Source organism: Nesterenkonia aethiopica (genome assembly GCF_039534665.1).
Classification (GTDB): domain Bacteria; phylum Actinomycetota; class Actinomycetes; order Actinomycetales; family Micrococcaceae; genus Nesterenkonia; species Nesterenkonia aethiopica.
Window position 1 is genome coordinate 194,496 of sequence record NZ_BAAAVT010000006.1, and the last position, 10,260, is coordinate 204,755.

At 69.6% G+C, this 10,260-nt stretch carries 7 protein-coding genes and 3 tRNA genes; 9 read left to right on the forward strand and 1 reads right to left on the reverse strand.

Annotated features, from left to right (window positions below):
* Positions 1-82: 82 nt before the first annotated feature.
* From ABD658_RS06210 to trxA, 3 genes are all read left to right on the forward strand, one after another.
* A tRNA-Tyr gene (locus ABD658_RS06210) sits at positions 83-164 on the forward strand.
* A 198-nt stretch (positions 165-362) separates the two neighbouring features.
* Positions 363-1,313 carry a hypothetical protein gene (locus tag ABD658_RS06215; RefSeq protein WP_344681934.1) on the forward strand — a complete coding sequence of 317 codons (951 nt, stop codon included), beginning with the start codon at positions 363-365 and terminating at the stop codon, positions 1,311-1,313.
* 123 nt (positions 1,314-1,436) lie between these two features.
* On the forward strand, positions 1,437-1,817 hold the full coding sequence (trxA, locus tag ABD658_RS06220; RefSeq protein WP_070161199.1) for a thioredoxin: 381 nt from the start codon (positions 1,437-1,439) through the stop codon (positions 1,815-1,817).
* A 9-nt stretch (positions 1,818-1,826) separates the two neighbouring features.
* Here trxA and ABD658_RS06225 read toward each other — a convergent pair whose 3' ends face one another.
* Positions 1,827-2,900, reverse strand: a complete 1,074-nt coding sequence (locus ABD658_RS06225; RefSeq protein WP_344681932.1) for a DNA-3-methyladenine glycosylase family protein — start codon at positions 2,898-2,900, stop codon at positions 1,827-1,829.
* A 97-nt stretch (positions 2,901-2,997) separates the two neighbouring features.
* On the opposite strand from ABD658_RS06225, the gene ABD658_RS06230 reads away from it, so the two are divergent.
* The 6 genes from ABD658_RS06230 to ABD658_RS06255 all read left to right on the forward strand — a co-directional run bounded on the left by ABD658_RS06230 (position 2,998) and on the right by ABD658_RS06255 (position 9,998).
* On the forward strand, positions 2,998-4,512 hold the full coding sequence (locus tag ABD658_RS06230; RefSeq protein WP_344681930.1) for a pyridoxal-phosphate dependent enzyme: 1,515 nt from the start codon (positions 2,998-3,000) through the stop codon (positions 4,510-4,512).
* Positions 4,513-4,521: 9 nt separating this feature from the next.
* On the forward strand, positions 4,522-5,706 hold the full coding sequence (locus tag ABD658_RS06235) for a cystathionine gamma-synthase (protein WP_344681928.1): 1,185 nt from the start codon (positions 4,522-4,524) through the stop codon (positions 5,704-5,706).
* A gap of 793 nt (positions 5,707-6,499) precedes the next feature.
* Positions 6,500-7,150, forward strand: coding sequence for an MOSC domain-containing protein (locus tag ABD658_RS06240; protein WP_344681926.1), 651 nt, complete (start codon positions 6,500-6,502; stop codon positions 7,148-7,150).
* A 457-nt stretch (positions 7,151-7,607) separates the two neighbouring features.
* On the forward strand, positions 7,608-9,707 hold the full coding sequence (locus ABD658_RS06245; protein WP_344681924.1) for a DEAD/DEAH box helicase: 2,100 nt from the start codon (positions 7,608-7,610) through the stop codon (positions 9,705-9,707).
* A gap of 92 nt (positions 9,708-9,799) precedes the next feature.
* Positions 9,800-9,871, forward strand: a tRNA-Thr gene (locus ABD658_RS06250).
* Between the two features lie 53 nt (positions 9,872-9,924).
* Positions 9,925-9,998 (forward strand) — tRNA-Met (locus ABD658_RS06255).
* The last annotated feature ends 262 nt before the right edge of the window (positions 9,999-10,260 follow it).

The window sequence follows — 10,260 nt, forward strand, 5'->3', positions numbered from 1 at the left end:
CGGACGGGGACGTCCCGGAGCGACCGATTCGAAAAATCGCGAGGTCTTGGGTAAAGTTGTCTGGTGCCGACGACGGCACCACGGCAGATTACCCGAGCGGCCAAAGGGGGCTGACTGTAAATCAGCTGGCATTGCCTACGGGGGTTCGAATCCCTCATCTGCCACCCACTGGAAAGGCCCGGACCACACGGTCCGGGCCTTTCTCGTGCCTGGGGTCTCACAACTCTTCGGGCGTCTCCGGTGCTTTGAGGCCCCGGACCATGGACACTGGTGTCATGGGGCACCGGGGGAGAGGACGCAGGTGGGGCCGTAGTCGCCTCGCACTGACGGGGACGGCTACGGCCGTCCTGCTGGCTGGCTGTGTGCCGCTCGGCGAGCCGACCGGCCGTTCCGCCGTCGTCGATCTGCGGCAGACCCACGACCGTGACGCCGCGGTCGCCGACCTGGAACTGGAGGACGGGCGGATCCTGCGTGTCAACGCTGGAGAGGCGAGCCTGGCCGAGGACGTCACCCTCACGCTGCGGCCCGACGCCGACGACGACCGATACGTGGTGCTGATCTCCTCCGCACGAGACGTCATCTTTCCCCGGGATCCGGGCCCGCCCACGGTCGACGGAGTCACTCTGCACGTGAGTCCGTTCGACCTGCCCTGGGAGCGCGGAGAGATCCTCTACGCCGACGCGCCGCGGGTCACGGTGCTGAGCGTCCTCGCCGGGGAGGACGTTCCGGTCAGCGCGGTCGGCACGCACGTGGAGACCCTGTGCCTGGAGGTCACCGACGCTGAGGAAGCTGCGTTCTCGTCCTTCGAGGACCACTACCCCCTGCCGGGGATGCTGCTGGAGGTGGTGATCCGCAGCTCCGAGGCGGCCCTCGAGCTGACCTGCACCGAGGCCGACCCTGCGGCCGAGCCGTTCGACGGGATGGCCTGGGCCGCCGAGCAGAACGGCATCGAGCTCCCACCGGAGACCGAGCGGCCGTTCAGTGCTCTGCTGCCGAGGCGCAGCCACGAGGCCGCAGAACGGGAGGAGATCGAGGACGGCGCGCAGGACCGCCACCTGCTCGAGCTCGTCAGCACGGCTCGGGACGAGCTGCGCCTGAGGGTCCCGTCCGATTCGGACACCCTGCGGACGGTCACTGCGGTGCCGGTGTGGCTGTGGGGGCCGGAAGATGAGGTCCACACCCTCGAACCCGGGGAGACGCTGCACCTCGAGCTGCCGGTGGACCCGGCGCTGCGAGACCTCGCCCAGGAGGCGGCGATCTGCCTGGAAGCACAGGAGGGCGACGAGGAGCCCGTCCTCTGGTGCGTGGACTGAGGTACACGCCAGGACTGCGCACGACAGGACTGCAGACCGCAGGCCTTTCGCCGGCGGCTTAAGCGGGCGCCGGCAACTGCTGCGGGGCCGACAGCGCCGCCGGTGTCGCGTATCGTGGCCGCCATGGCTACCACCGACATCACCGCCGAGGAGTTCCAGAAGACCCTGGAGGACAATGACATCCTCCTGGTGGACTTCTGGGCCGACTGGTGCGGCCCGTGCAAGCAGTTCGCTCCGATCTACGAGCAGGTCTCCGAGGAGCACCCGGACGTGACCTTCGCCAAGGTCGACACCGAGGCGGAGCAGGAGCTGGCCGCCGCGGCGAGCATCACCTCCATCCCCACTCTCATGGCCTTCCGCGAGAAGGTGCTGGTGTTCTCCCAGCCCGGCGCGCTCAATGCCGAGCAGCTCAACGAGGTCATCACCGCGGTGAAGGGCCTCGACATGGAGGAGATCCACCGGCAGATCGCCGAGGACCAGGCCGAGGGCCAGCAGCAGGGCTGACCTTCCCCGTCACCGTCCCCGGTGGTCCGCAGGACTGAGCCGGGGTCCGAACGTCTGGTGCCGGTATCCGCTCAGCCGGATGAGCCGCACCACCCGCTGGCGGTGGCCCCGCCACGGTTCGAGGATCCGCAGCATGCCGGCGTCGTCGGTCCTGCTCCCGGTCAGCGCCTCGCCCACCAGGGCGGGCAGGTGATAATCACCGACCGCGGGCAGGTCGGCGGCGCCGTGCGTGCGTTGCAGGGTCTCTGCGACGGTCCAGACCCCGACGCCGGAGATCGCCGTCAGCCGGGACTGCAGGTCCTCCAGCGATGCCGCATCGCCGGGGCACGCCGCGAGTCGATGCAGCGCGGAGGCACGCTCGACGATCCGCAGGACCGTGGCCGCCATCGGCGGCTGCACCCACATCTGATGCCAACGCCAGGACGGAATCCGGCGGAGCTGTTCGCCGGTCAACGGCAGCCGCATCCAGTCCGGCGCCGGTCCGGGCGGGCGCTCTCCATGCCGGCGCAGCAGCTCACGCCAGCCGTGCCGGGCCTGGCCATGGGTGACCTTCTGCTCCAGGGTCACCGTCACCAGCTGGTCCAGCAGCTGGCCGGTGGCCGGCAGCCGGACCCCGGGGTGCCGGCGACGGATCCGCGCCAGGGCGGTCGACTGGTCGTCGCCGAGGGCGTCAAGCAGGAGGTCGAAATCCTCCCAGCCCTCGTCCTCAGCGCCCAGCAGCGCGGGCACACGATCCAGCGCTGCCGTGGCGAGCTCCTCGGAGGATGCCTCGACGCCGGCGCACCACAGGCCGGCGCGCACCCGGGAGACGTCCAGCTGATCCAGCCGGAGCAGGACCTGGCCCAGTTCGCGGGAGGACTGCGGAGACCACATCCTGAAGCAGGCCCACGCCCCCGCGCCCGAAGTGCCGGCGGCCCCACCCCTCCAGACGCCGGGATCCACCCGGAACGCCGGGTCCCCGGAGCCCCGCTGGATGATCCCCAGGGTGCGCGGCAGATCCACCGGGCCCGCGAGGTCGACGACCGCCTCGCCGTCGGGTGCCCACGGCCGCGCCGAGTCTTGGGTCAGGGGCTGGTGCGTCACCTGTCCATGGAAGCACAGCGGACTGACATGTTGCGCCGTGAGTCCCCCAGGGGAGGGGCCCCGGAGACGCGTCGGTCCGCGCCGGTAGGCTGGCCTCATGAGATATGCCCAGTCCGTCGTCGACCTCATCGGCGGCACCCCGTTGGTGAAGCTGAACCGCATCACAGAGGGGATCTCCGCCACCGTGCTGGTGAAGCTGGAGTACCTGAACCCCGGAGGGTCCATCAAGGACCGCATCGCGCTGAAGATGATCGAGGAGGCCGAGGCCGACGGGAGGCTGAAGCCCGGCGGCGTCGTCGTCGAACCGACCTCCGGCAACACCGGGGTCGGCCTGGCCCTGGTGGCCCAGCAGAAGGGCTACCGCAGCGTCTTCATCACCGTGCCGAAGGTCGCCCAGGAGAAGCGCGACGTGCTGCGTGCCTACGGAGCCGACGTCGTCGTCGGCCCCAACGGCGTGCCCGCGGAGTCGCTGCTGTCCTACTACGGGATCTCCGACCAGATCGCCGCCGAGATCGACGGCGGCTACAAGCCTGACCAGTTCTCCAACCCCGCCGCGCCCGCCTCCCACTATGAGACGACGGGACCGGAGATCTGGGAGGACACCGAAGGTCGCATCACCCACCTGGTGGTCGGCGCGGGAACCGGCGGCACCGTCACCGGCACCGGTCGCTACCTCAAGGAGGTCTCCGCGGACCGTGAGACCGGGCCGGTGCGCGTGGTCGTCGCGGACCCGGACGGCTCCATCTACTCCGGCGGCGAGGGCCGCCCGTACTTCGTGGAAGGCGTCGGCGAGGACGTCTGGGTGCAGAACTACGACGCCTCCGTCCCCGATGAGAAGCACGCCATCACCGACGCCGAGTCCTTCGCCATGGCCCGTCGGCTGGCCACCGAGGAGGGCCTGCTCGTGGGCGGCTCCTCCGGAACCGCGGTGGCCGCGGCGCTGAAGGTCGCCGCCGATCTGGGGCCCGACGACGTCGTCGTCGCGGTGCTGCCGGACTCCGGCCGCGGCTACCTGGGCAAGATCTTCAACGACCAGTGGATGATCGACCACGGCTTCGGTGAGGTGGTGTCCACCTCCACCGGCACCGAGATCAGCGTGGCCAGCCAGGACGAGATCAGCACGGCGGTGCGTGAGGGCATCATCGGTGCCGACGCCGCCCCTGCCCCCGGCACCGGCGCGAAGGACCCCGCCTCCACCACGGCCGCCGACGTGCTCGCCGCCAAGCGGACCTCCGTGGGCGAAGCGCTGCCCGAGGTGATCTCCATCCCACGGACCACCTCGCTGCGGGAGGCGGTGTCGGTGATGAACCGGTACGGGATCGACATCGTGCCCGTCATCGACCAGCCCGGGCGGGTCGCCCGCATCGGTGAGGTCTACGGCATCGTCGACGTCGAGCGCCTCTCCGAGGACCTCATCGTGGGCCACGCCGACCCCCGAGACGAGGTGGCTCAGCACCTCAGTGCGGACCTGCCTCTGGTCGGCATCACCGAGACGGTGCCGCAGATCCTGGCGAAGCTCCGGAAGAACCCGACCCTGCTGGTGGCTGAGAACGGCGACATCGTCGGCGTGCTCACCCGCAACGACCTGTTGGCGCACCTCAGCGGTGCTTGAGGAGGACCGATGACCCACCACGACGACGCCCACCGCACTCGCGGATTCTCCACCGAGGCGATCCACGCCGGCCAGGACCTCGACGAGGTCTTCGGCGCAGTGGTCCCGCCGCTCCACTTCTCCACCACATTCGCGCCTGACGGCATCGGGAACCTGCGCAACGGCTATGACTACGGCCGCGCCGGCAACCCCACCCGCACGGCCCTGCAGAACCAGCTGGCCGCCGTCGAGGGCGGGGGGCACGCCTTCAGCTTCGGCTCCGGGCTGGCCGCCGAGGACGCCGTCATCCGGGCCGTGATGAGCCCGGGACAGCGGATCGTGATGGGCAACGACGCCTACGGCGGCAGCTACCGGCTGATCAGCCGCATCCATGGCGACTGGGGCATTGCGAACACTCCGCTGGACCTCAACGACCACGAGCGGGTCGCCGCCGAGCTCGACGGCGACGACGCGACCCTGCTGTGGGTGGAGACCCCGTCCAACCCGCTGATGACGGTGGTCGACGTCCCGGCCCTGGCTGAGATCGCCCACGCACGCGGGGCGCTGCTGGTCGTGGACAACACGTTCGCCACCCCGTACCTGCAGCAGCCGCTGGCCCTCGGTGCGGACATCGTGGTGCACTCCACCACCAAGTACATCGGTGGGCACTCCGACGTCGTCGGCGGTGCCGTGGTGCTGGGCTCCGACGACGCCGCGGCAGACCTGGCCGAGAAGGTCGCCTTCCAGCAGTTCGCCGTCGGCGCGGTCTCCGGGCCGCTGGACGCTTACCTGACCACCCGGGGGCTGAAGACCCTCGGGGTCCGGATGGACCGGCACTGCAGCAACGCCCAGGCCGTGGCGGAACACCTGGTGGGCCACCCCGGTGTGGAGCGGGTGCTCTACCCGGGTCTGCCGGACCACCCGGGCCACGCGCTCGCGACGAAGCAGATGAGCGGCTACGGAGGCATGGTCTCCTTCCAACTGGCCGGCGGGGAGCCCGCGGCCCGGAAGGTCGCCGAGGCCACCCGGCTGTTCGTGCTCGCCGAGTCTCTGGGCGGCATCGAGTCCCTGATGAATTACCCGCATGAGATGACCCACGCCTCGGTACGCGGCACCGAGCTGGCCGTGCCGGAGAACCTGCTGCGCCTTTCGGTGGGCATCGAGGACGTGGCCGATCTCATCGACGACCTGGACGCCGCGCTCGCCGGACTCTGAACCGACACGTTCGGAGATGCCTCCGCGGTGCGGGCCCTTGTCGGCGCAGATGCGCGCTCATAAGGGCCCGAATCGCGGAGGCATGCTGCGTCGCAGAAGTGCACCTGAGGCAGCGTCAGTGGTGCACGTTTCTCTTGGCCGGCAGCGCCGCGCTCCGTGCCGGCTCGACTGTCCATAGTGGAGCGGGACGAATCCTTCACGCCCGGCTGCGGCCGATGGGTCTCCACGAGAGAGGGCTCGCGGAGTCGACCGTCAGTCTGGTCGAGATGATCGACGGCTCGGAGACGGATGTGCATGGGGAGTCGGGGCTCCCCGTGACGGACTGCTGCCAGGAGATCGTCTGAGGTGGATTCCCGGGTCTGCGCCAGCGTCCGGCTCACCTGCCCGGGCGGGAGTTGGACTCTTGTCTCCCACGGATGATCGACCGAGACCTCCCCGATCAGGGGCTCGCCGTCCGTCGACCGGAGGCTTCCCGCTTCGGCCGACCTGGCAGGCAAGCTGTTCGAAGCGCTGGCGACGCTCACTGTTCGTGCCATTGCGGAGGCTCATGGCGCTCGGGTGACGCATCGTCGGTCGCATGACGCGCGTGAAGAGGTAGACCTCATCGTGGCGGGAGAAGACGCCCGACGACGTCGTGGACCTGGTGGTGGTGACGACGGGGAGACGTGCCGCTCGTCGACGAGACGGAATCGCCGTCGTCCCTGTGGCTCTGCTCGGGGACTGACTGTCCGGGTGCTCCGGGCCGACAGCCGGCTTCCCGAGTGGGACCTCTGGTCTGCTTAGACTGTCGTCCATGAGCCTCGACCACGCCTCCTCTCCGACCTGTCTGGCCGCCGCCGCGCAGCGTCTGGGCCTGACCGGGACTGTCGACGCCGTCTGCGTGGTGGACCAGCTGATTCGGGACGACCCCGGTCCGGTCGGGGTCACCGGCATCGACAAGCGTCCGGTCAGCGGGCCCGTGATGGTGCGCAGCCTCGGCCTGCACGGCGACGTGCAGGCGGACCGGAAGCACCACGGCGGGGAGGAGAAGGCGGTCTACGCCTATGCGGCCGACGACGCCGTCTGGTGGGCCGAGCAGCTGGGCCGGGACATCCCGCCCGGCAGTTTCGGGGAGAATCTGCGGATCTCCGGGTCCGCGGGTGAGGATTTCGACGTCGACGGCGCGTTCCCGGGTGAGCGCTGGCGGGTGGGGGACCGGCTCGTCCTGGAGGTCACCCGGCCTAGGATCCCGTGTGCGACCTTCGGGCGCTGGATGGACCAGCCCGGCTGGGTGAAGCGGTTCCTGCGGGCCGGACGTCCTGGCACCTACTTCCGCGTGGTCACCCCCGGAGAGGTCCGGGCCGGCGACCCGGTGGAGGTCATCGCTGCGGCGGAGGCCCCGGATCGCACCATCCGGGAGATCGCCCTGGCCAAAGGCCCGACGGCGGCCCGCCCGAACGACTGAGCCGGTCCTCCTGCGCCGCGAGTTGGTCTGCCGTTGTGGGTACTCGATTCGATCGAATCGAGTACCCACAACGGCAGACCAACTCGGCGCCAGACGGGGTCGCTCAGCGTGATGTTGGTCTCCTGATTGGGGAAAATGCGACGGCGTCCCCTACACTTGAAGAGCATTCTCCGGAAGATTCCGTCTTCTCTTGCTACTCCAGCATCTCTGCACCGATGATCGGTGCGCGCCGACAGGTTCGGCGCCCGAGAGGCTGTCGAGGTTCGTGTGTGTTTTCACGGGTCGACTCCGGAGCCCACCAGTGGCCGCAGAGTCCCCGTCCCGTCACGCTCCATCAGAGCATGTGCACCCTGCCCTGCCCTTGACATGACTGTCGAGCAGAGGTGGTTGACGCCCGTGTGCAGAGGGCCGCGTACGGGGATTCGAGGCCGCCTACCAGATGAAGGAGCCTCAACCCATGAGCACCCCCACCATCACGACGACGGACGCCCCCGAGACCTTCGAGGGTGCTGCCGACGCAGAGCACGCAGAGACGGTTCACGCAGAGACGGTTCACGCAGAGACCTCCACGGAGACCCCGGCTGAGGTCGCTGTGGAGACCCCGGCTGAGGTCGCTGTGGAGACCCCGGCAGAGACTCCGGAGAATGCCGCCACGCAGGATGCTCCCGCGCAGGAGCAGCCGAAGCAGGAGCAGCCGAAGCAGGAGCAGCCGAAGCAGGAACAGCCGAAGCAGGAAGGCCCCCGCTTCGCGGATCTGGGCCTGGACGCCCGTGTCCTGGCCGCCACTGAGCGGCTCGGCTACGAGACCCCCTCACCCATCCAGGCCCAGACCATCCCGCTGCTGAACGAGGGCCGCGACGTCGTGGGCCTCGCCCAGACCGGCACCGGCAAGACGGCCGCGTTCGCGCTGCCGGCCCTGACCCACATGGCCCGTGCCGCCGACGCCGGCGAGCTGGGCGCCGCCCCCTCCACCCTGGTGCTGGCTCCCACCCGTGAGCTGGCCCTGCAGGTGGCCGAGGCCTTCTCCACCTACGCGGCCGACGTCGACGGCATCACGGTGCTGCCGATCTACGGCGGCGCCCCCTACGGCCCGCAGCTGGCGGGCCTGCGCCGGGGTGCGCACGTCGTGGTCGGCACGCCCGGTCGTGTGATCGACCATCTCTCCCGCGGCTCGCTGGACCTCTCCGAGGTGCAGCACCTGGTGCTGGACGAGGCCGACGAGATGCTGCGCATGGGCTTCGCCGAGGAGGTCGACCAGATCCTGGAGCAGACCCCTGCGGACAAGCAGGTGGCGCTGTTCTCGGCCACCATGCCCCGGGCCATCCGCCGCATCTCCCAGGACTACCTGAATGACCCGGTGGAGGTCTCGGTCAAGTCGACCACCTCGACGTCGTCGACGATCCGTCAGCGCTATGTGCAGGTCCGTCACTCCTCCAAGCTGGAGGCGCTGACCCGCATCATGGAGACCGAGGCGCACGACGCCGCCATCGTGTTCGTGCGCACCCGCTCGGCCACCGAGGAGGTCGCCAACCGGTTGGGGGCCCGTGGGTTCCGCGCGGCCGCCATCAACGGCGACATCCCGCAGAAGCTGCGCGAGACCACGGTGGAGAACCTCCGCTCCGGCCGTGTGGACGTGCTGGTGGCCACCGACGTCGCGGCCCGCGGCCTCGACGTCGAGCGGATCAGCCACGTGTTCAACTACGACATCCCGCTGGACACCGAGTCCTATGTGCACCGGATCGGCCGCACCGGCCGCGCCGGACGCTCCGGCGAGGCTGTGCTGTTCGTGACCCCGCGGGAGCGCCGCCTGCTGCGCGCCATCGAGAAGGCCACCCGCCAGAAGGTGGAGCCGATGTCCATGCCCACCGTGGCCGATGTCAACGCCTCCCGCCTGCAGCGGTTCTCCGAGAAGATCACCCAGACCCTGGCCTCCGAGGACCTGGAGGAGTATCGCGGGCTGGTGAGCTCCTATGTGGCCGAGCAGAACACCCCGGCCGAGGACGTGGCCGCCGCCCTGGTGGCCATGGTCCACGACGGGCGTCCGCTGCTGCTGGACGAGAACGGCACCGACGAGCTGGTCCGCGAGGCTGAGCGCGCCGGGCGTGAGCGGGACGACCGCCCCGAGCGGGGTCCGCGTGCCGAGCGTGGGCCGCGGGCTCCCCGCGAGGCCGGTCCTGGCAACGCCATGTACCGGATTGCGCTGGGTCGTCGCGACGGCGTCGCGCCGGGCCACATCGTGGGCGCCATCGCCAACGAGGCGGAGATCCCCGCCAAGAAGATCGGCGGGATCGACATCCGCAACACCCACTCGCTGGTGGAGCTGCCCGATCACCTCTCCAGCGCGCAGTGGGAGGCGCTGTCCAAGACCCGGATCGGCGGCGAGCTGATCCGCCTGGAGAAGGACTCCGGCGCCGGCTCCCGCGGTGGAGACCGCGGTGATCGCGGCGACCGTGCTGACCGCGGCGACCGTGGCGACCGGGGACCGCGCGGTGGGCACCGCAAGGGCGGCTTCGGCGGGGACAAGGGCGACAAGCGTCGCAAGCCCCGCTGGCGCTGAAACTCAGCAGGACCCCTCCAAGGTCCTGTGACGGACGTCTCTCTGCCTCGATTTTCTCCCGACGGGAGCTGGTGGTAGAGTTTCATGCCGTTGCCCCAATAGCTCAGTGGTAGAGCGCAGTCTTGGTAAGACTGAGGTCCCGGGATCGATTCCCGGTTGGGGCTCTGAATGAGAGCCCGCGCGGCGCTTCCGGCGCGGCGCGGGCGTTCTCATTCGTGGCGGTGTAGCTCAGCTGGTTAGAGCGCACGACTCATAATCGTGAGGTCGCGGGATCGAGCCCCGCCACCGCTACCGACATGGACCCCTCACCCGACATCGGGTGGGGGGTCTTTTCGTTAACCAGACCGGGTTATTGGCCAGAATGTGGGGTTATTGGCCAGAATGTGTGTATGGCCCGGGCGTGTCATCCCCTTCCGGCCCAGCCTTTGCGTGTCCAGAGGCCTTCCTCAGGCATCACTGAGGTGCCGTAGAGCTCAGGGCCGATCGGGTCTTCGTCCACCGGCTTTGACTGGGCTTGCTTCTCCGATTCCTGGTGATGCCGCTGAGCGAGTAT